This is a genomic window from Arthrobacter sp. NPDC080082 (assembly GCF_040686595.1).
Classification (GTDB): domain Bacteria; phylum Actinomycetota; class Actinomycetes; order Actinomycetales; family Micrococcaceae; genus Arthrobacter.
The window spans coordinates 1-18,933 of sequence record NZ_JBFBKQ010000009.1; the positions used below are offsets into that span (position 1 = coordinate 1).

The window sequence follows — 18,933 nt, forward strand, 5'->3', positions numbered from 1 at the left end:
GGAGGCCGGGGTCCCGGCCCGGGACCGTTCCGCCGTCGGCCGCGGCGCTCATCGGCCGAGCAGGATCAGGACTGCGAAGACGACGGCGGCCGCGGGGGGGGGGGGGGGGCGCGCCCCCCCCCCCCCCCCCCCCCCGGGGGGGGGGGCGGGGGCGGCAAAACCGAACGGCGAAGGCGGGGGCGGAAACCCACGCGGCTCACCGCGCGGGAGTTCCGGCACCCCGCCTTGTACTCAGCTACTTGTCGTTATCGGACTTCGCACCAAGCGTCGTCTTCTGCACCTGCATGAGGAACTCGACGTTGCTCTGGGTCTCCCGGATCTTGTTGGTCAGCAGCTCAAGGCTCTGCTGCGTTTCGAGACCGGAGAGGACGCGGCGCAGCTTCCACATGATCTTGACTTCCTCGGGCGAAAGCAGGTTTTCCTCACGACGGGTGCCGGAGGCGTTGACGTCCACGGCCGGGAAGATGCGCTTGTCCGCCAGCTGGCGGGACAGGCGGAGCTCCATGTTGCCGGTGCCCTTGAACTCTTCGAAGATGACCTCGTCCATCTTGGAGCCGGTCTCGACGAGAGCGGTGGCCAGGATGGTGAGCGAGCCGCCGTTTTCGATGTTGCGGGCGGCACCGAAGAAGCGCTTCGGCGGGTAGAGCGCCGCCGAGTCCACGCCACCGGAGAGGATGCGGCCGGAGGCCGGCGCGGCCAGGTTGTAGGCACGGCCCAGGCGGGTCATGGAGTCCAGCAGGACCACCACGTCCATGCCCATCTCGACGAGGCGCTTGGCGCGTTCGATGGAGAGTTCGGCCACGGTGGTGTGGTCGTCGGCCGGACGGTCGAAGGTGGAGGCGATGACCTCGCCCTTGACGGTGCGCTGCATGTCCGTGACTTCTTCGGGACGCTCGTCGACCAGAACCATCATGAGGTGGACCTCAGGGTTGTTCGTGGTGATGGCGTTCGCGATGGACTGCAGGATCAGGGTCTTGCCGGCCTTCGGCGGGGAGACGATCAGGCCGCGCTGGCCCTTGCCGATCGGGGCCACCAGGTCGATAACGCGGGGGCCGATCTTCTTGGGGTCGGTTTCGAGGCGCAGCCGCTCGGACGGGTAGAGAGGCACCAGCTTGGCGAACTCCACGCGGTCCTTGAGTTCCTCGGCGGTCTTGCCGTTCACCGAGGTGACGCGGACCAGCGCGTTGAACTTCTGGCGGGCGGACTGCTGGTTGCTGCGGTCTTCGCCTTCGCGCGGGGCGCGGATGGCGCCGACGACGGCGTCGCCCTTGCGCAGGTTGTACTTCTTGACCTGGGCGAGCGAGACGTAGACGTCGTTCGGGCCCGGCAGGTAGCCGGAGGTGCGGATAAACGCGTAGTTCTCCAGCACGTCCAGGATGCCGGCGACCGGCAGCAGGACATCGTCCTCGGTGACCTCGACGTCGTCGACGTCGGGACCCTGGTTGCGGCCGCGGCGGCGTTCGTTGCGGTCGCGGAAGCGGTCGTTACGGTTGTTGTCCTGGCGGTCGTTACGGTCGTTGCGATCGTTACGGTCACGGCGGTTGCGGCGGTTCCGACGGCTGCCGCCGTCGTTGTCGTCGTTGTTGTCGCGGTTGTCCCGGTTGTTATCGCGGGCGTTCTCGCGTCCGGCGTTCTCGTCACGGTTGCCGCGGCCGCGGGTGTTCTCGCGGCGCTGGGCGTCGTCGTTGCCCTGCTCGGCCTGACGCTGCTCGGGCTGCTGGCGCTGCTCGGCGGCGGGCTGCTCGGCCGGAGCCTCTGCGGTCTCGGCCTGGCCGGCAGCCTGGGCGGCGGCTTCGCCGCGGCGGCGGTTGCGGGTCCGCGGCTGGCGGGCGCGGTCGTTGGTCTCGGCGGGCTGTTCGGCCGGGGCGGCCTCGACGGCCGGCTGGGCTTCCACGGCGGCGGGAGACTCGGTGGCGGTGCTGATGATGCCGTCGCTGCCGGCGCGGCGGCTGCGGCCGCGGCGGGCACGCGGGTTCTCCTGCGCCGGGGCCTCGGCAACGTTGGAAGAAGCAGCGCCGTTGGAAGAAGCGCCGTTCGACGCAACAGCGGCGTTGGAGATGATTCCGTTGTCGCTGGCCTTGTCGGCAGCGGCGGGGGCCTTGCCGACCGGGGTGCCGGCGCGGTGGGCGGAGATGGCGGTCACCAGATCGCCCTTACGCATCCGGGAACCCCCGGAGATTCCCAGCTGGCTGGCCAAGGCCTGCAGCTGGGCGAGCTTCAGGCCGGCGAGGCCGCTGCTCTTGGCGGGTGCTGCCGAAGCAGCAGAAGATGATGAGTCCACAGCTGGAGACAGCTCGGTGGTTTCGGTCACGAAGGATCCTTCCCCCTCGACGGCGTCCAGGCTAGGAGCTGGACGCGGTGATTGATCTGGGCTGCAGTTCAGATCTGCAGCCGGGATTTGCGGCCTTGCCGGACTCAAACCGGCCGGCAGGGCCGGATACTGCTACACCAGGACACGTTCCGAAATGGAGGAACGGCCGGCTGACTTTTCAGGGGTACAGAGTGCTTCTGTATCGTCCTGCGCCAGACGGAAGCAGGTGGCACCGGAAAATATTGCGCAGTGAAAGATGAGAGTGGGCAACGTGGCCGACATCGCGGTCTTTTTGAAAAAGCTAGCGTGATTACCGCCGGTGCACTTCCACTTTAGCACCTTCACTGTCCACGGCCAGCGTCATCACGCGCCAGGACACGCCCGGCGTGTTGGCCGCGGTGTACTCGGCGATGAAGGCCTGCGCCTCTGCCGCCCGCTCCGCACCGTCGGCGAGCACCAGGACCGTGGGTCCGGCACCGGAGACGACGGCGGCGTGGCCGGCGCGGCGCAGGGCGGCAATCAGGTCCGCGCTGGGGCGCATGGCCTGGGCCCGGTAGCTCTGGTGCAGGTAGTCCTCGGTGCCGGGCAGCAGGAAGGCGGGGCTCTGGGTCAGGGCGTGGATCAGGAGCGCGGCGCGGCCGGAGTTCATGGCCGCGGCATGGTGCCCCACGGACGCCGGCAGCAGCGCCCGGGCCGCCTCGGTGGACAGTTCGTAGTCAGGAACGGCCACCACGGGAACGATGTCCGCGTGCACGACGGCGCAGGTGCTGCTGTACTGGTCACTGTCCTGCCATGACAGCGCTAGTCCGCCGAAAATGGCGGGTGCGACGTTGTCCGGGTGCCCCTCCAGGGTGGAGGTGAACTGCAGGATCCAGTCCTTGCCGCGACGGTCCGCGGCCGGGACCAGGGCGTTGGCCGCCGAGGCTGCCGCCACCACCGCGGCGGCCGAGGACCCGAGCCCCCGCCCGTGCGGGTTGACGTTGTCCGCGGTGATCCGGAGGCCGGCGTGCCGGTATCCGAGCCGGTGCAGTGCCTCAGTCAGCGCCCGGGCCACCAGGTGGCTGGCGTCGCGCGGCAACGTGTCCGCCCCCTCGCCGCTGAGGTCGAATTCCAGTTCCCCGCTGTCGAGGGTCTCCACCGTCAGGGTGTCGTGGAGCGACAGGGCCAGGCCCAGGCTGTCGTAGCCGGGGCCCAGGTTGGCACTGGTGGCCGGGACCCGGACGGTGACGGACTGTCCGGCCGCCACCGTGGGCGTGTCGGCGGCGGACTCCGCCGGGACGGTGAGGGTGGTCTCCACTGCTAGTGCTCTTCCAGTCCCAGTTCCGCGGCGACGGTGACGACGTCGTTGGCGACCTTCACCGGCTGGACGTCGCCGCCATCCTCGGTGCGGAGTGCCCACTGCGGGTCCTTCAGGCCGTGGCCGGTGACGGTGATGACGATCGTCTTGCCGGCCGGGACCTCGCCTGCCTCGTGCTTCTTGATCAGGCCCGCGACGCCGGCCGCGGAGCCGGGCTCGACGAAGACGCCCTCGCGGGCGGACAGCCAGCGGTGCGCGGCGAGGATTTCGTCGTCGGTCACGGCCTCGATCACGCCGCCGGATTCGTCCCGGGCGGCGACGGCAGTCTCCCAGGAGGCGGGGTTGCCGATCCGGATGGCCGTGGCGATGGTGTCCGGTTCGGTGATCGGGTGGCCGGCGACGAACGGCGCGGCACCCGCGGCCTGGAAGCCCCACATCACCGGGGTGCGGGTGGCGACGGCGGGCAGCGACCCGGCGGTGGCGGACTCGTAGGGCGCCGAGTATTCCTTGTAGCCCTTCCAGTACGCGCTGATGTTGCCGGCGTTGCCGACCGGGAGGATGTGGATGTCCGGGGCGTCACCGAGGGAATCGACCACCTCGAACGCACCGGTCTTCTGGCCCTCGATCCGGGCCGGGTTGACCGAGTTCACCAGGAACACCGGGTAGGACTCCCCCAGCTTCCGGGCGATCTCAAGGCAGTCGTCGAAATTGCCGTCCACCTGCAGCAGGGTGGCGCCGTGGGCGATCGCCTGGCTGAGCTTGCCCATGGAGATCTTGCCCTCGGGCACCAGCACGGCGCAGCGCAGGCCGGCGGAGGTGGCGTAAGCCGCCGCGGAGGCGGAGGTGTTGCCGGTGGAGGCACACACCACGGCCTTGGCTCCGGCGGCGACGGCGGCCGTCATGGCCATAGTCATGCCGCGGTCCTTGAAGGAACCGGTGGGGTTCATGCCCTCGACCTTAAGGTAGACCGTACAGCCGGTGAGCGCGGAGAGCTTCTGCGCGTGGACCAGCGGGGTGCCGCCCTCACCCAGGGTGATGACCTTCGTGGCCTCGGTGACCGGCAGGCGTTCGGCGTATTCGCGGATGACTCCGCGCCATTGGTGAGCCACTTAGACCCCTTCTACCCGCAGTACGGATGTGACTGAATTGATGACGTCCAGGCCCTTGACGGCCTGGACGGTGGCCGCGAGGGCGGCCTCGCTGGCGCGGTGCGTGACGATCCGCAGCTCCGCCGAGGTGGCCGGAGAGGACGGTTCGCGGTGCACTGTCTGCCGCATGGTTTCGATCGAGACGCCGTGTTCGGCGAACAGCTGCGCGATCCGCGCAAGCACGCCGGGCTGGTCCGCCACGTCCAGGCCGATGTAGTAGCTGGTGACGGCGGCGTCGATGGGCAGCGCGGGCACGTGTCCGGTGGTGGTCTCGGTGCGGCCGGGGCCGCCCAGGACGATCCGCCGGGCCGCGGACACCAGGTCACCGAGCACGGCGGACGCGGTGGGGGTGCCGCCGGCGCCCTGGCCGTAGAACATCAGCTCGCCGGCGTTCTCGGCCTCGATGAATACCGCGTTGAAGGCGCCGCGGACGGCGGCCAGCGGGTGTTCGCGGGGCAGCAGGGTGGGGTGCACGCGCACCGAGACTCCCTCGGTGCCTTCAGTTTCCGTGCCGGAGCCGCCCAGCTTCTCGGCGATGGCGAGGAGCTTGATGACGAACCCGGCGTCCTTGGCCGCGGCGATGTCGGCCGCGGTGACGCCGGTGATGCCCTCGCAGTACACGTCTTCCAGGGCGAAGCGGGTGTGGAAGGACAGGGAGGCCAGGATGGCGGCCTTCGCCGCGGCGTCGAGGCCCTCGACGTCGGCCGTGGGATCCGCCTCCGCGTAGCCGAGCCGCTGGGCCTCGGCGAGGGCATCGGCGAACTGCGCGCCCGTACTGTCCATCTGGTCGAGGATGAAGTTGGTGGTGCCGTTGACGATTCCCAGGACGCGGGTGATCCGGTCCCCGGAGAGGCTGTCCCGGATGGGACGCAGGATGGGGATCGCGCCGGCGACGGCGGCCTCGTAGGAGAGCTGTACGCCGGCCTTGTCCGCCTCCTCGTAGAGGGTGGGGCCGTCCTGGGCCAGCAGGGCCTTGTTTCCGGTGACCACGGAGGCGCCGTGCCGGATGGCGGTGAGGATCAGGCTGCGCGCCGGCTCGATGCCGCCCATCAGTTCGATCACCAGGTCCGCGTCCTTGACCAGGGACTCGGCGTCGGTGGTGAACAGGTCCGCCGGCAGTTCGACGTCGCGGCGGGCGCCTGGGGTGCGCACAGCGATGCCGCTGAGCTCCAGGCGGGCACCGGTGCGGGAGGCCAGGGCGTCGGCGTCGTCAATGAGAATCCGCGCTACCTGGGCCCCGACGTTGCCACAGCCCAGCAGGGCCATTTTCAAGGTACGCATTTGCGTCATTCAGACTCCCATGTCGCGGTTCAACAGATCGGCTTCGGTCTCCCCGCGGACAATCAGCCGGGCTGCTCCGTCGCGCAGGGCAACAACGCCCGGACGGGCCAGATAGTTGTAATTGCTTGAGAGGACCCAGCAGTAGGCGCCGGTCCCCGGTACAGCGAGCAGATCACCGGCTGCCACGTCCTCGGGCAGGTATACATCTCTAACAACTATGTCGCCGCTCTCGCAATGTTTGCCCACCACGCGGGACAGCTGCGGGGCCGCGGTGGAGCTGCGCGAAGCCAGGACCGCCGAATAATCCGCGTCGTACAGCACCGGGCGGGCGTTATCGCTCATGCCGCCGTCCACCGACACATAGCGGCGGGGGTACGTAACGTTATCCAAGCCTTCGGCGCCGCCGGCGGGCGCCGCCGCGTCCACCCGCACGGTTTTCAGGGTGCCGACCTCGTAGAGCGTGAAGGTGCTGGTGCCCACGATCGCGCGTCCGGGCTCGATCGAAATCCGCGGTGCGGTGATGCCCAGCTCGGCCACCTTGGCGCGGACGACGGCGGCCATCGCCCGGGCAATCTCCGCGGGCGGGCGCGGGGTGTCCACCGGGGTGTAGGCGATGCCGTAGCCGCCGCCGAGGTCCAGCTCGGGCAGTTCCACGGAGTACTTCGAGCGCATCGCGGCGAGGAAGTCCAGAAGCTTCTCCGCGGCCACGGCGAAGCCGTCGGGTTCGAAGATCTGCGAGCCGATGTGGCAGTGCAGGCCCAGCAGCTCGATGCTGGCGTGGCCGGCGGCGGCGGCCACGGCCTCCTCCGCGGCGGAGAGCCCGGCCTCCTCGGTGGAGTCGCCGGCCATGGAGAGGCCGAACTTCTGGTCCTCGTGGGCGGTGGCAATGAATTCGTGCGTGTGGGCGTGCACACCCGGGGTCAGCCGCAGCATGACCTTGGCGGTCTCGCCCCGGTTGGCAGCAATCGCCGCGACGCGCTCGAGCTCGGGGAGGCTGTCCACCACGATCCGGCCCAGGCCCATGTCCAAGGCGCGGTGGATCTCGGCGTCGGACTTGTTGTTGCCGTGCAGCGCGACGGCCGCCCCGGGGATGCCGGCGCGGGCCGCGACGGCCAGCTCGCCGCCGGAGGCCGTGTCCAGCCGGAGGCCTTCCTCTTCGACCCAGCGGACGACGGCGGTGCAGAGGAAGGACTTACCGGCGTAGTAGACGTCCACTCCCCCGCAGATGTCGGCGAAGGCCTCGTTGAAGGCGTCCTGGAAGGCGCGCGCCCGGGCCCGGAAGTCGGTCTCGCTCATGACGAAGAGCGGGGTGCCGAACTGCCGCTGCAGCTCGCTGACCGGAACCCCGTCGATGGCGAGCTCGCCGCCGTCGGTGCGGGCGACGCCGGCGGCCCACATCGGCGCGTACAGGGCATTCAGGTCGGCCGGGACGTCCAGCCAGTCCGGGGCGAGCGGGGACGCGGCGTTGTTGGCGGGGCTTGCGGTCATGATGGTCACATCCGTTCCGGCGCCGAGACGCCCAGCAGGTCAAGTCCGTTGGCGAGCACCTGGCTGGTGGCGTCGTTGAGCCACAGACGGGTGCGGTTGAGGTCGGTGACAGCTTCCTCGCCGAGGGGAGCCACCCGGCAGGCGTCGTACCAGCGGTGGTAGGCGCCGGCGATGACCTCGAGGTGGCGGGCCACGCGGTGCGGTTCGCGCAGCTCGGCGGCCTTGGCCACGATCGAGGGGTAGCTGCCCAGGTGCGAGAGCAGTTCGTTCTCCGTGGCGTGGTCCAGCAGGGCCGCGTCAAAGGCCTCCCGGCCGTCCACGGTGCGCTCGACGCCGGCGGCGGCGGCGTTGCGGGAGGCACCGCGGGAGCGGGCGTGGGCGTACTGGACGTAGAAGACGGGGTTCTCGTTGCTGTGCTTCTTCAGCAGTTCCGGGTCCAGGGTGAGCGGCGAATCGGCGGGGAACCGGGCCAGGGAGTAGCGCACGGCGTCCTTGCCCAGCCAGGAGATCAGGTCCTTGAGCTCGATGATGTTGCCGGCCCGCTTGGACAGCTTGGCACCGTTGACGGAGACGAGCTGGCCGATCAGGACCTCGATGTTGACCTCGGGGTCGTCGCCTGCGGCGGCCGCGATGGCCTTAAGCCGGTTGATGTAGCCGTGGTGGTCGGCGCCGAGGAGGTAGATCTTCTCGGTGAAGCCGCGGTCCTTCTTGGACAGGTAATAGGCGGCGTCGGCGGCGAAGTAGGTCGGCTCGCCGTTCGCGCGGATCATCACGCGGTCCTTGTCGTCGCCGAAGTCCGTGGTCCGCAGCCAGACGGCGCCGCCGTCGTCGTAGACGTGGCCCTGTTCGCGCAACCGGGCCACGGCACTGGCGATCGCCCCGGCGTCGTGCAGTTCCTGCTCGGAGAAGTAGACGTCGAAGGCGACGCCGAAGTCTGCGAGGGTCTGCTGGATGTCCTTCAGCTGCGCCTGGTAGGCGGAGGCCCGGATGACCGGCAGCGCGGCCACATCCGTCAGCTCCCGGATGGCCGGGTGCTCGGCGAGGACCTCGTGGCCCAGGTCGGCAATGTATTCGCCCGGGTAGCCGCCCTCGGGGACGTCGCGGCCGTGCAGGCGGGACAGCACGGAGTTGGCGAAGACGTCCATCTGCGAACCGGCGTCGTTGATGTAGTACTCCGCCGTGACGTCCGCGCCGGAGGCCCGGAGCACGCGCGCGATCGAATCGCCCAGGGCGGCCCAGCGGGTGTGGCCGATGTGCAGCGGCCCGGTGGGGTTGGCGGAGACGAACTCCATGTTCACGGTACGGCCAGCGAGCGCGGTGTTGGTGCCGTAGCCGGCCCCCGCCTGGACGATGGCCTTGGCCAGCGCGCCCGCGGCGGCGGCGTCGACCGTGATGTTCAGGAACCCGGGCCCGGCGATGTCCACGGCGGCCACCCCGGCGATTCCGGCCAGACGCTCGCTCAGGAGCCCGGCCAGCTGGCGGGGGTTGGTCCCGGCCGGCTTTGCCAGCTGCAGGGCGATGTTGGTGGCCCAGTCCCCGTGGTCCCTGTTCTTCGGCCGCTCCACGCGGACAGCCTCCGGAATATCGGTGGCGGCGAGGGCGATCTCACCGGCGGCGACGGCGTCCTGGAGGCAGGCGGATATGGCAAGGGAAAGTTCTTCTGGGGTCACGGTTCAAGCCTACCGGGGGCCCGCATCTGCGCGGAATTCCGGCACCCGCTGCGTCGTTTTCGTTTGCGGCCCACCTTCCTGCTAAGCTCTAGGACGTCCCGCCGGTGACGGCAGGAATCCCTGATTGCCCTCGTAGCTCAGGGGATAGAGCGTCTGCCTCCGGAGCAGAAGGCCGTAGGTTCGAATCCTACCGAGGGCACAGTGAGAACCCCTCCGCTTCAGCTGAAGTGGAGGGGTTCTTTGCGTTGCGCCCGGGTTCTCCGGCTAGGGGGTCGCGCCTTCCTTGTCCGCGCTGATGTGCAGGGGCTGCTCGTCCGGCGTCGCCAGGGTCAACACCGCCTCCTCGACCGTCTCGTGGTCCTCGAGCTCGCGTTCGATCCGGCGCAGCGCCACGGCCACCTCGTGCTCGGGGTGGTCACCCTCCAGGTCCACGGCCGCGACCAGATAGAGCTTCCGCGGGCCGACAAATTCGAGGTGCAGGTAGGTGAGTCGGGCGATATCCCGGTGCTCCAGCACGCGGCGGGCCATGGACTGTTCGATGTCGCTGGTGACGCCCTGGCCCACCAGGAAGCGGCGGTTCCGGTCGATCAGCACGACGGCGACGACGGCCAGCAGGACGCCCACGATGATCGAGCCGATCGCATCGGGCAACGGGGAACCGGTGACCTGGTGCAGGAAGACACCGACGAAGGCGACCACCAGGCCGATCAGCGCCGCGGCGTCCTCGGCGAAGACGGCCCGCAGCGTCGGATCGGAACTGATCAGCACCTGCTCCAGGGTGTGGCGGTCCAGTTCGTGCGCTGCCTTACGGGTCTGCCGGAACGCCTGGACGAAGGAAATCCCCTCGAAGACAAATGCCGCTGCCAGGACGATGTAGGCCACCATGAAGTCCGCCGCGGGCTCCGGCGCGATGATCTCCTGGATGCCGTGCATGATCGAGACCACGGCGCCGGCGGTGAAGAGTCCGAACGCCGCGAACATGGACCAGACGTAGGCCTCCCGGCCGTAGCCCATGGGATGGCTCTTGTCCCGCGGCCGGGCCGAACGCCGCTCCGCAAAGAAGAGGAAGACCTGGTTGCCCGTGTCCGCCCACGAGTGCGCGGCCTCCGCGGTCATCGACGCCGAACCGGAGAGGACCGCCGCGACCGACTTGGCGGCCGCCACCAGCACATTCATCGCGAACGCGATGATCACGGTCAGCAGCGTGGAGCCGGACTTCTTCTTCTCTTTACCGGAGTGTGCCATGGGCTTACCGTACCCGCCGGGACGGCCGCCCGGCGGATCCGGCGGCACCCCTGCCAAATGTCGCACCCCGCTCGTAGGCTGGTCGCATCGGCTAGAGCAAAGGGGTCTCACATGTACTGCTCCATCATCCCGCCCTACCTGTTGCGCCGGCTGGCGGCACAGACGTCGGAACCCCGGCTGGAAGCGGCCGCGCGCGCCGCCCGGGAGGCGTTGCTGCACGTCAAGAGCTTCCAGGCCGCACGGGCCGCGGCCGCTCCGACGGCCCCGCCGGGAATTCGCCAGGTGGCGCCCGGTCCGCCGCAGCGCACCATCTATGACGCGAAGGGCTCGGAGAACCTGCCCGGCGCCCTGGTCCGCAAGGAGGGTGAGCCGGCCACCTCGGATCCGGCCGCCGATGAGGCGTATGACGGGCTCGGCCACACGCACCGGCTCTACGCGGACGCTTTCGGGCGCAACTCGGTGGACGGCAACGGCCTGCCCCTGGACGCCACGGTGCACTACGGGCAGCGCTACGACAACGCGTTCTGGGACGGCCACCAGATGGTCTTCGGCGACGGCGACGGCCAGGTGTTCAACCGGTTCACGGTGGCGCTCAGCGTGATCGGCCACGAGCTCACCCACGGCGTGACCCAGTTCTCGGCGGGGCTGACCTACCGGAACCAGCCCGGTGCGCTGAACGAGTCCGTCTCGGACGTCTTCGGTGCGTTGGTGGAACAGTTCGTCCGGCAGCAGGACGCGGCGCAGGCCAGCTGGCTGATCGGCGAGGGCCTCTTCACCGACCAGGTCCAGGGCGTGGCGCTGCGCTCGATGAAGGCGCCGGGCACGGCGTACGACGACGACGTCCTGGGCAAGGACCCGCAGCCCGACTCGATGGATGGCTACGTTCACACCAGCTCGGACAACGGCGGGGTGCACTTGAACTCCGGCATTCCCAACCGGGCGTTCTACCTCACGGCCACCACCCTCGGCGGGAACGCATGGGAGGCCCCGGGACGGATCTGGTACGAGACCCTGACCGGAGGATCGCTGAAGCCGGCGTCGACGTTCAGCGCCTTCGCCAAGGCCACGGCGGCCTCCGCCCAGGAGCTGTTCGGAGCGGATTCACCGGAGCATGACGCGGTGCGCTCGGCGTGGGAAACTGTCAAAGTCAGGCTGTAAGGCGGCAGCCGGCCGTAATCCTGGTGGCTGGAGACGAACCCATGAAGATCACCGTGCAGCGCAGCGGCGGCGTCGCGGGATTCCAGCGCGTCTGGAGTACCGAACCCGCGACGCCGGACGCCGTGGACCGCTGGCAGGGCCTGATCGAGGCCTGCCCATGGGATGACCTCCCCGGGGACGCGGACGAGGCCCCGCAGCCGGACCGGTTCGTCTACAACATCCGCGCCGGCCGGCGCCGCGCGACCCTGCCCGAACGGCACATCACAGGCCCGTGGCGCGAGCTGGTCGAGTGCGTGCGCGCCGACGCCGGGGACGCGCCCCGGGAGTAGCCCTCCCTAAACCGCAGCGAGGTGGCCGCGGAAGGCCCTCCGGTATGACTGCGGGCTGGTGTCGAGCACCTTGGCGAAGTGGTGGCGGAGCAGGACGGGGTGGCCGAACCCGGACTCCCGTGCAACCTCATCAATGGTCAGGTCCGTCGTCTCCAGCAACTCCTGGGCGCGGAGCACGCGCTGGGAGTTCAGCCACGCCGCCGGCGTCGCCCCGGTTTCGGCCCGGAAGCGCCGGGCAAAGGTCCGCGGCGACATGTGAACCCGCCGCGCCAGCTCGTTGACCGGGTGCTCCTCCCCCAGGTTGCCGACCATCCAGCGCAGCAGCTCCTCCATCGGCTGGGACCCGCACCGGGGAACCGGCCGGTCGATGAACTGGGCCTGTCCGCCGTCGCGGTGCGGCGGCACCACCATGTCGCGGGCAATGCTGGCGGCAACCGCCGCGCCGAATTCCAGCCGCACCAGGTGCAGGCTCGCGTCGATCCCCGCGGCGGTCCCGGCGCTGGTGATGATCCGGCCGTCCTGGACGTAAAGCACGTTCTCGTCCACCACCGCCTCGGGGTACCGCTCGGCCAGTTCGCGGGAGTAGTGCCAGTGGGTAGTGCAGCGCCGGCCGTCCAGCAGCCCGGCCCGGGCCAGGGCGAAAGCCCCCGAGCAGATGGACATCACCCACGCGCCGCGCTCGTGGGCGGCGCGCAGGGCCTCGATCACGGCGTCGGGAACATCAGAGTCCTTGCCGAACGGGGTCATGATCACCAGGTCCGCGTCCGCCGCCGCGTCCAGCCCGAGTCCCACGTGCAGGGTGGGGCCGGACTGCATCGGGACGTCCCCGGGGATGGGGGTGACGATCCGGAAATCAAAGGCCGGCAGGCCCGCGCCGCGGCCGGAACGGTCGACGCCGAACACCTCGAAGGCGGTGCCGAATTCGAAGATGGAAAAGTTGGGAACCACGATCATTGCCACCGAACGGATCATGGTTCAAGTGTGGCAGAAATTTTAGCTTTTTGGGCTTTTCTGCCACTTATTTTTGACCCGTCACCGGCGAACCATAGAGCTATGGAAATCCTCGGAATCGCCGTCATCATCCTGGTTATTGCCGTCGCCGCGGCCACCCTCCGCGCCCTCCGCAAGGATGGACTGGGCCACAACCCGCCCGTCCGCTCGGAGGACTACTGGATGGCCCACGACCTGCCAAGCACCGGCTACACGCTGCGGAATTTCTAACCGCGGCCGCCGGCTTCACACAGCGGCGGGCCGGCCGGGCAGTGCGCCCGGCCGGCCCCCCGCTTTCCCTGCAAGACTCAGCCGCCGTGAGCGGCCACGGAGAGCGGCTGCCACTCATTCCAGGTGGCCAGCCGGGACTCGTAGTCGGCGGTGACGATGCCCAGGGGCGCCTCGCCGAAGAAGACCCGCAGCGGGGGTTCGTCCGCGTCCACCAGGGTCAGAATCGGCTCCCGGGTTGCCGTCGGATCGCCCGGGGTGCCGCGCCGGCTGGGCCGGTTGGCCGCCCGCTCGCGGACGCCGTCGTACTCCGGCATCTGTTCGGCGTGACGGGCGGAACTGCCGCCCCAGTCGGTGGCGAAGCCGCCCGGCTCCACCAGGGTCACCTTGATGCCGAACTCCGCGACCTCCTGGGCCAGGGACTGGCTCAGGCCCTCGAGCGCCCACTTGGACGCGTGGTAGATGCCCACGGTGGGGAAGGCCGAGACGCCGCCCACGGACGAGACCTGAATGATGTGCCCGCTCCCCTGCTCCCGCAGGAAGGGCAGCGCGGCCTGGGTGACCCACAGCGCACCAAAGAGGTTCGTCTCGATCTGGTCGCGGGCGTCGGCCTCGCTCAGCTCCTCCACCGTGCCGAACTGGCCGTAGCCGGCGTTGTTGACCACCACGTCCAGCCGGCCGAAATGCCCGCGCGCCCGGGCCACGGCGGCGAAGGCGGCTTCGCGGTCCGTGACATCGAGTTCGATGGGAAGGATCCTGTCGCCGAACTCCTCAACCAACGCGTCGAGACTCTTCGCGTCACGCGCCGTGGCGGCGACGTTGTCTCCGCGGCCCAGCGCCGCGAGGGCCCATTCCCGGCCGAAACCACGCGAGGTTCCGGTGATAAACCATGTCTTCCCAGCCATACTCTTACTCCTGTCCAGTGTCGGTGAACTGTCGATGATGTTTCGGGGATGCTTAGTCGGAGCTGATCTGCAGCCGGAACCGGTCGCGCTTGGCGTGCAGGTCCCAGAGGTGTCCGGCGAGGACGGCCGGATCCTTCTCCGGGTCGCCGTCGATGATGCGGCCGCCGATGATCAGCTGGGACACCTGGATGCCCTCCTCGCCGAGCACCTCGTTCAACAGCTGGGCGTAGGCGGCCTGGCCGGCGAACGCCACCGAGGTGCCGGTGACGTTGCGGCCGGGCTTTACCGCCGAGCCGCCGTTGACGAAGAGGATGGTGCCCTTGTCCTTGCCCAGGAACCGCATGCCGGGAAGGACCTGGTGGACCGCCGCCACCGGGCCATAGATGGAGAACTCCACGGGTCCCACCAGGTCGGCGGGGGTGGTCTCCAGGACGGGACGCATGAAGTCCTTCTGCGGCAACGGGCTGTACTGCAGCACCTCGATGGGGCCGAGGGTTTCGGTAGCGGCCTCCAGCGCCCGGGTGATGGAGTCGGGGTCCCGGACGTCGGCCGCGAAGCCCTTGGCCTCGATTCCCTCGGCCGAGAGGGTCTCCGCCAGGGCGTCCACCCGGCCCTGGTTCCGGGAAAGGAGGGCGACGGAAAAGCCTTCCGCGCCGAAACGGCGGGCGACGGCAACGCCGAGCCCCGATCCTGCTCCAATGATTGCGATAGTAGTCATGACGGGTCCAAGTCCGCGGCCCGGCCAAATATTCCTCAGTAGGCTTAGCTTTTGAGCCCCTGCCGCGGAAACCGGCCAGTAGACTGGAGCCAGCCATGACACTCCATATCTCCTACCCCGCCGAGCTGCCGGTTTCCGAGCGCCGCGAGGACCTGATGGCCGCGATCGCCGCCAACCAGGTGACGATCATCGCCGGCGAGACCGGCTCCGGTAAGACCACCCAGATTCCGAAGATGTGCCTGGAACTGGGCCTGGCCGAGAAGGGACTGATCGGCCACACCCAGCCGCGGCGGCTCGCCGCGCGGACGGTGGCCGAACGCATCGCCGAGGAGCTCGGCGTCGAGATCGGCCAGGAGGTGGGCTTCCAGGTCCGCTTCACCGGGGAGGTCAGCCGGTCCACGAAGATCAAGCTGATGACCGACGGCATCCTGCTGGCGGAGATCCAGCGCGACAAGCTGCTGCGAAAGTACAGCGTGATCATCATCGATGAGGCACACGAGCGCAGCCTCAACATCGACTTCATCCTCGGCTACCTGAAGCGCATCCTGCCGCAGCGGCCGGACCTGAAGGTCATCATCACCTCGGCCACCATCGACCCTGAGCGCTTCGCCAAGCACTTCGGCAGCGAGGAGGAGCCCGCCCCGATCGTCGAGGTCTCGGGCCGCACCTTCCCGGTGGAGATCCGCTACCGTCCGCTGTCCGCCCCCGCCGGCGGTCCCGGCGCGGATGACGGAGACGGCGAGGGCACCGCCTCCGACGACGAGCTGGAGGAGGACCGGGATCCGCTGGACGCCGTCTGCGACGCCGTCGACGAACTGGCCCTCGAGGCGCCCGGGGACATCCTGATCTTCTTCTCCGGCGAGCGCGAGATCCGCGACGCCGCCGAGGCACTGAACGCCAGGATCCAGGCGAACCGGCGCCTGGCCGGCACCGAGGTGCTCCCCCTCTTCGCGCGGTTGAGCCTGCAGGAACAGCACAAGGTTTTCCACCCGGGCAGCAAGCGCCGGATCGTCCTGGCCACCAACGTCGCAGAGACCTCGCTGACGGTGCCCGGCATCAAGTACGTCATCGACACCGGCACCGCCCGCATCTCGCGCTACTCGCACCGCACCAAGGTTCAGCGCCTGCCGATCGAGCGGGTCTCCCAGGCCTCGGCGAACCAGCGTTCGGGCCGTTGCGGGCGTGTCTCCGACGGCATCGCCATCAGGCTGTACTCGGAGGAGGACTTCGAGTCCCGCCCGCAGTTCACCGACCCGGAGATCCTCCGCACCAACCTCGCCGCCGTCATCCTGCAGATGACCGCCATGGGCGTCGCACGCGGGCCCAAGGACGTGGAGAATTTCCCGTTCGTCGAACCGCCGGAATCCCGCGCGATCAACGACGGCGTTACCCTGCTCCGCGAGCTCGGCGCCCTGAGCGCGGCCAAGGCCACGGACGCTCCAGACGGCGGCCGGCACGACGGGCAACAGCAACCCGGGCAGCCGGAAGGTGGCCAGCGCCGCGGTGGCCGCCGCCCGGCGGGGTCCGGCCGCAACGGCAGCGGCCTCACCGCCGTCGGCCAGCAACTGGCCCAGCTCCCGGTGGACCCGCGGCTGGGACGGATGATCGTGGAGTCCGGCAAGCGCGACTGCGTCCGTGAGGTGATGATCCTCGCCGCGGCGCTAACCATCCAGGACCCGCGCGAGCGCCCGACGGACAAGCAGCAGCTCGCCGCGGAGAAGCACGCGCGGTTCCGGGATGAGAACTCGGACTTCACCGGCTACCTCAACCTCTGGAACTACCTGCAGGAGAAGCAGCAGGAACTCTCCTCCACCGCGTTCCGCCGGCTGTGCCGCGCCGAGTTCATCAACTACCTGCGGGTGCGCGAATGGCAGGACCTGTTCGCGCAGCTGCGGCATATGGCCCGGCCGCTCGGGATCAGCCTGGACAACAAGCGCCTGACCGACCCGGTCGGCAACCACGAGGGTATCCACATCAGCCTGCTCTCGGGCCTGCTGAGCCACATCGGCATCCTGGACGAACGCAAGCGCGAATACGCCGGCGCCCGCGGTACCCGCTTCGCGATCTTCCCCGGCTCCGCCCTGTTCAAGAAGTCGCCCACCTTCGTGATGGCCGCCGAGCTGGTGGAGACCAGCCGGCTCTGGGCACGGGTGGCCGCCAAATTCGATCCGCTCTGGGCCGAGCAGGTAGCCCCGGACCTAGTCAAGCGCAGCTACAGCGAGCCGCACTGGTCCAAGAAAATGGGCTCGGTGATGGCCCATGAGAAGGTCACCCTGTACGGCGTGCCCATCATCCCCAACCGGCGGGTCAACTACGGCCGGGTGGACCCGGAGCTCTCCCGCGAACTCTTCATCCGGCACGCGCTGGTGGAGGGCGACTGGCAGACCCACCACAAGTTCTTCCACCGCAACCGGGCCCTGCTGCAGGAGATCGAGGAGCTCGAGGCCCGCATGCGCCGCCGGGACATCCTGGTGGACGACCAGACCCTGTTCGAGTTCTACGACGCCAGGGTGGGCAAGGACGTGGTCTCCGAGCGCCACTTCGACAAGTGGTGGAAGGAGGCCCGGCAGCAGGATCCGGGACTGCTGGACTTCGAGAAGTCGCTGCTGATCAGCGAGGACGCGGACGAGCTCGACGATTCGGCCTACCCCAAAACCTGGCTGCACAAGGGCTTCGAGCTGCCGCTGAGCTACGAGTTCAGCCCCGTGGCCCCGGGGGCGGCCCCGAACCCCTCCGATGGCGTCACCGCCGAGGTGCCCGTGCTGTTCCTCAACCAGCTCGACGACGCCGCGTTCCGCTGGCTGATCCCGGGCCAGCGGGTGGAACTGGTCACCGCACTGATCAAGTCCCTGCCCAAGCAGGTGCGCAAGAACTTCGTCCCGGCACCCGACGTCGCCCGCCAGGCGGTGGCTGCGTTGGAGGCCGACTTCGATCCCGCCACGGACGACCTCGAGCCGTCCCTGGAACTGGTGCTGCGCAGGCTCCGCGGCCAGGTCATCCCGCCGGGATCCTGGAACTGGGACGCCGTGCCGCCGCACCTGCGCGTCAGCTTCCGCGTGGTGGACGCCCGCGGCAAGCTCCTCGACGAGGGTAAGGACCTCGCCGCGCTTCAGGAGAAACTGGCGCCGGCCACCCGACGCGCCATCGCAGAGTCCCTGGGCGCAACTCCTTCGACAACGGCTCCGAAGAAGGGCACCGCCCCGGCCGCCGCGGAGAACGGCCCTGCCGGCAAAGGCAGAGCCGGCAGTGCACAGCAGGCCGGCTCCCCCGGCGGCTTCACCGAGCTGACCGGCCTCAAGGACTGGACCTTCGGCAGTGTGCAGCGCCAGGTCCAGGGTATGGTCAAGGGCCACACCGTCACCGGCTACCCGGCCCTGGTGGACGAGGGCACCTCCGCGGCGTTGCGGCTCTTCCAGACCGCGGGCGAACAGGAACAGGCGATGCGCGGTGGCGTGATCCGCCTGCTGGCCCTCAAGGTCCCGCCGCCGGACCGCTACGTCCTGGAGCACCTGAACAACACGGAGAAGCTGACCTTCAGCCAGAACCCGCACGGGTCGGTCTCTGCCCTGATCGCGGACTGCGCCCTGGCCGCGATCGACAAGCTCACCCCGGCAGCCCTCCCGTGGGACGAGCCGTCCTTCAAGGCACTGTACGAGCAGGTCCGCGCCGAGCTTATCGACACGGTCTTCACCGTCACCGCCGTCGTCGAACGCATCCTGGCCAGCACCCGGCGGATCGAGAAACAGCTTCGCGGCACCACCAGCCTGGCACTGATCAGCGCCCTGAACGACGTCAAGGCCCAGCTGGAGCAGCTGGTCTTCCCCGGCTTCGTGGCACGCACGGGCTACGCCCAGTTGAGCCAGCTGCCGCGCTACCTCGCGGCGATCGAGAAGCGGCTGGAGAAGCTGCCCACCACCGTCCAGCGCGACGCCCAGCACATGGCCGTCATCCAGGGGCTCGAGGACGACTACGACGACGCCGTCTCGGCGCTACTCCCGGGCAGGCGGATCGGGCCGGAGTTAACCCAGGTCCGCTGGATGATCGAGGAGTTGCGGGTGAGCCTGTTCGCCGTCGAACTCGGGACGGCCTATTCGGTCTCCGAAAAGCGGATCCGGACGGTGCTTAACAAGGCGCTGGCCCCGGCGTAACGCCGGGGCCAGCGGGG

Annotated in this window: 14 protein-coding genes and 1 tRNA gene; 5 read left to right on the forward strand and 10 right to left on the reverse strand. The window is 69.3% G+C overall.

Annotated features, from left to right (window positions below):
- Positions 1-235: 235 nt before the first annotated feature.
- From rho to argS, 6 genes are all read right to left on the reverse strand, one after another.
- On the reverse strand, positions 236-2,311 hold the full coding sequence (rho, locus tag AB0O44_RS15840) for a transcription termination factor Rho (RefSeq protein WP_364139003.1): 2,076 nt from the start codon (positions 2,309-2,311) through the stop codon (positions 236-238).
- A gap of 310 nt (positions 2,312-2,621) precedes the next feature.
- Entirely contained in the window at positions 2,622-3,608 is a 987-nt protein-coding gene (gene thrB / locus AB0O44_RS15845) for a homoserine kinase (RefSeq protein WP_290257387.1), read from the reverse strand.
- A gap of 2 nt (positions 3,609-3,610) precedes the next feature.
- A complete protein-coding gene (gene thrC, locus AB0O44_RS15850; protein ID WP_364139005.1) occupies positions 3,611-4,717 on the reverse strand; it encodes a threonine synthase in 1,107 nt (368 codons plus the stop codon).
- The gene (locus AB0O44_RS15855; protein WP_364139006.1) at positions 4,718-6,046 is read right to left on the reverse strand and encodes a homoserine dehydrogenase; all 1,329 of its coding nucleotides are present in this window, start codon (positions 6,044-6,046) and stop codon (positions 4,718-4,720) included.
- Complete coding sequence (lysA, locus tag AB0O44_RS15860) at positions 6,047-7,525, reverse strand: diaminopimelate decarboxylase (protein WP_364139008.1); 1,479 nt, start codon at positions 7,523-7,525, stop codon at positions 6,047-6,049. It abuts the gene before it with no gap.
- 5 nt (positions 7,526-7,530) lie between these two features.
- On the reverse strand, positions 7,531-9,195 hold the full coding sequence (argS, locus tag AB0O44_RS15865) for an arginine--tRNA ligase (RefSeq protein WP_364139009.1): 1,665 nt from the start codon (positions 9,193-9,195) through the stop codon (positions 7,531-7,533).
- A gap of 126 nt (positions 9,196-9,321) precedes the next feature.
- On the opposite strand from argS, the gene AB0O44_RS15870 reads away from it, so the two are divergent.
- Positions 9,322-9,394: transfer RNA gene (locus AB0O44_RS15870), tRNA-Arg, on the forward strand.
- 65 nt (positions 9,395-9,459) lie between these two features.
- On the opposite strand, the gene AB0O44_RS15875 is transcribed toward AB0O44_RS15870, so the two are convergent.
- Positions 9,460-10,440 carry a cation transporter gene (locus AB0O44_RS15875; protein ID WP_364139011.1) on the reverse strand — a complete coding sequence of 327 codons (981 nt, stop codon included), beginning with the start codon at positions 10,438-10,440 and terminating at the stop codon, positions 9,460-9,462.
- 111 nt (positions 10,441-10,551) lie between these two features.
- Here AB0O44_RS15875 and AB0O44_RS15880 point away from each other — a divergent pair, with 111 nt between their 5' ends.
- Both AB0O44_RS15880 and AB0O44_RS15885 read left to right on the forward strand, forming a co-directional pair.
- Positions 10,552-11,598, forward strand: coding sequence for a M4 family metallopeptidase (locus AB0O44_RS15880; protein ID WP_364139012.1), 1,047 nt, complete (start codon positions 10,552-10,554; stop codon positions 11,596-11,598).
- A gap of 41 nt (positions 11,599-11,639) precedes the next feature.
- On the forward strand, positions 11,640-11,927 hold the full coding sequence (locus AB0O44_RS15885; protein WP_364139013.1) for a protealysin inhibitor emfourin: 288 nt from the start codon (positions 11,640-11,642) through the stop codon (positions 11,925-11,927).
- A gap of 6 nt (positions 11,928-11,933) precedes the next feature.
- Here the strand turns inward: AB0O44_RS15885 and AB0O44_RS15890 are convergent, their stop codons facing one another.
- The gene (locus AB0O44_RS15890) at positions 11,934-12,899 is read right to left on the reverse strand and encodes a helix-turn-helix domain-containing protein (protein ID WP_290257378.1); all 966 of its coding nucleotides are present in this window, start codon (positions 12,897-12,899) and stop codon (positions 11,934-11,936) included.
- 81 nt (positions 12,900-12,980) lie between these two features.
- Here AB0O44_RS15890 and AB0O44_RS15895 point away from each other — a divergent pair, with 81 nt between their 5' ends.
- Positions 12,981-13,148 (forward strand): hypothetical protein, encoded by a 168-nt coding sequence (locus tag AB0O44_RS15895; RefSeq protein ID WP_290257377.1) that lies wholly within the window; start codon positions 12,981-12,983, stop codon positions 13,146-13,148.
- A 77-nt stretch (positions 13,149-13,225) separates the two neighbouring features.
- Here AB0O44_RS15895 and AB0O44_RS15900 read toward each other — a convergent pair whose 3' ends face one another.
- Both AB0O44_RS15900 and AB0O44_RS15905 read right to left on the reverse strand, forming a co-directional pair.
- Entirely contained in the window at positions 13,226-14,050 is an 825-nt protein-coding gene (locus tag AB0O44_RS15900; protein WP_364139015.1) for an SDR family oxidoreductase, read from the reverse strand.
- Positions 14,051-14,102: 52 nt separating this feature from the next.
- Positions 14,103-14,768 carry an SDR family NAD(P)-dependent oxidoreductase gene (locus AB0O44_RS15905; protein ID WP_364139017.1) on the reverse strand — a complete coding sequence of 222 codons (666 nt, stop codon included), beginning with the start codon at positions 14,766-14,768 and terminating at the stop codon, positions 14,103-14,105.
- 95 nt (positions 14,769-14,863) lie between these two features.
- Between AB0O44_RS15905 and hrpA the strand changes: the two genes are divergently transcribed.
- Positions 14,864-18,916: an ATP-dependent RNA helicase HrpA gene (gene hrpA / locus AB0O44_RS15910; RefSeq protein ID WP_364139019.1), complete on the forward strand. Its 4,053-nt coding sequence runs from the start codon at positions 14,864-14,866 to the stop codon at positions 18,914-18,916.
- Positions 18,917-18,933 lie beyond the last annotated feature (17 nt).

Bases quoted from the DNA above. Each gene is read 5' to 3' on its own strand.
- AB0O44_RS15855 (WP_364139006.1), bottom strand. From the start codon at position 6,046: ATGACGCAAATGCGTACCTTGAAAATGGCCCTGCTGGGCTGTGGCAAC.
- lysA (WP_364139008.1), bottom strand. From the start codon at position 7,525: ATGACCGCAAGCCCCGCCAACAACGCCGCGTCCCCGCTCGCCCCGGAC.
- AB0O44_RS15875 (WP_364139011.1), bottom strand. From the start codon at position 10,440: ATGGCACACTCCGGTAAAGAGAAGAAGAAGTCCGGCTCCACGCTGCTG.
- AB0O44_RS15880 (WP_364139012.1), top strand. From the start codon at position 10,552: ATGTACTGCTCCATCATCCCGCCCTACCTGTTGCGCCGGCTGGCGGCA.
- AB0O44_RS15885 (WP_364139013.1), top strand. From the start codon at position 11,640: ATGAAGATCACCGTGCAGCGCAGCGGCGGCGTCGCGGGATTCCAGCGC.
- AB0O44_RS15890 (WP_290257378.1), bottom strand. From the start codon at position 12,899: ATGATCCGTTCGGTGGCAATGATCGTGGTTCCCAACTTTTCCATCTTC.
- AB0O44_RS15895 (WP_290257377.1), top strand. From the start codon at position 12,981: ATGGAAATCCTCGGAATCGCCGTCATCATCCTGGTTATTGCCGTCGCC.
- AB0O44_RS15900 (WP_364139015.1), bottom strand. From the start codon at position 14,050: ATGGCTGGGAAGACATGGTTTATCACCGGAACCTCGCGTGGTTTCGGC.
- AB0O44_RS15905 (WP_364139017.1), bottom strand. From the start codon at position 14,768: ATGACTACTATCGCAATCATTGGAGCAGGATCGGGGCTCGGCGTTGCC.
- hrpA (WP_364139019.1), top strand. From the start codon at position 14,864: ATGACACTCCATATCTCCTACCCCGCCGAGCTGCCGGTTTCCGAGCGC.